This is a genomic window from Streptantibioticus silvisoli (assembly GCF_027947535.2).
Lineage (GTDB): Bacteria > Actinomycetota > Actinomycetes > Streptomycetales > Streptomycetaceae > Streptantibioticus_C > Streptantibioticus_C silvisoli.
In genome coordinates this window covers 1-1,555 of sequence record NZ_JAAGKO020000127.1, presented here as the reverse complement: position 1 = coordinate 1,555, position 1,555 = coordinate 1, and the positions used below count along the sequence as shown (strand labels likewise).

Genomic DNA, 1,555 nt, shown 5'->3' with positions numbered 1-1,555 from the left:
CCCGACGTGAACGTCGCACCAAAACGATCCCACTCCACATCAGCCACCGTCACACACACCTCACCCCCATCCACCGCACGCCCCAACGCACCCACCGCCAACCCCATATCCATCGACACCAACCCACGACGCCGCAAATACCCCTCAGCCTCCACCGAATCAACCACCATCCCCCCACCAGCCCACGGACCCCACGCCACCGACGTCCCCACCAACCCACGACCCCGACGACCCTCCACCAACCCATCCACAAACGCATTCGCCGCCGAATACACCCCCTGCCCCGCACTCCCCCACACCCCAGCAATCGACGAAAACACCACAAACGCATCCAACTCCACACCAGCCGTCAACACATCCAAATTCACCGCACCCACCACCTTCGCACCCCACACCTCACCCACATCCACCGAACCCACCTCACCCAACCCCACCGCACGATCCACCCCCGCCGCATGCACCACACCCGTCAACGGACAATCACCCGAAATACCCCCCAACACCCCCGCCAACGCACCCCGATCCGCCACATCACACGCCACCACATCCACCACCACACCCAAACCCACCAACTCATCCCGCAACTCCACAGCACCCGGAGCCCCCAGACCACGACGACTCGTCAGAACGAAACGCTCCACACCACGACCCGCCAACCACCGCGCCACCGCACCACCCAACGCACCCGTACCACCCGTCACCAACACCGTCCCCCGCGGACACCAACCACCAACACCACCAACACCGTCACCGCTACCGCTACCGCCACGACTCCCCTCACCACTCACCCCACCCAACACCCCACGCACCAAACGACGCCCAAACACACCGGACCCCCGCACCGCAACCTGATCCTCACCCCACACACCCGACAACACCGACACCAAACGACCCACCGCACGCCCATCCAACACCCCCGGCACATCCACCAAACCACCCCACCAACCCGGAAACTCCAACCCCACCACCCGACCCAAACCCCACACCCCAGCACCCACCGCACCCACCACACCATCAGAACGACCCACCGACACCCCACCCCGCGTCACACACCACAACGGAACACCCCACCCCACATCCACCAACCCCTGAACCAACACCACCAACCCACCCACACCATCAACCCCACCACCCACACCCTCCAACCCAACAACACCATCAACACCAGCAACCCCAGCAGCCCCTACATCCAACCCACCCATCCCCAACAACGACACCACACCAGCAACCTCACCCACCCCACCCAACCGCTCCACCAACCCAACCCGATCCACGTCATCACCCAAAACCAACTCCACCACCTCAACACCCGCACCCCGCAACGCACCCACCACACCACCATCCCCACCAGCAACCGACGACACCACCAACCAACGCCCCACCAACGACCCCACACCCGACCCCTGGCCCACACCCGACCCCGGACCCGACAGCGGCTCCCACACCACCCGATAACACCAACCATCAACCACCGACTCCGCACGCCGCCGACGACGCCACGCCGACAACGCAGGAACCACCACACTCAACGGCGCATCACCCTCCAACCGCAAAC

The 1,555-nt window shown here is 64.5% G+C and carries 1 protein-coding gene; it reads right to left on the bottom strand.

What is annotated here, in order from left to right:
- Nucleotides 1-1,202: beta-ketoacyl reductase (locus POF43_RS34365; protein ID WP_282704964.1), on the bottom strand; the 1,202-nt coding region annotated here is incomplete at its 3' end.
- Nucleotides 1,203-1,555: the final 353 nt, after the last annotated feature.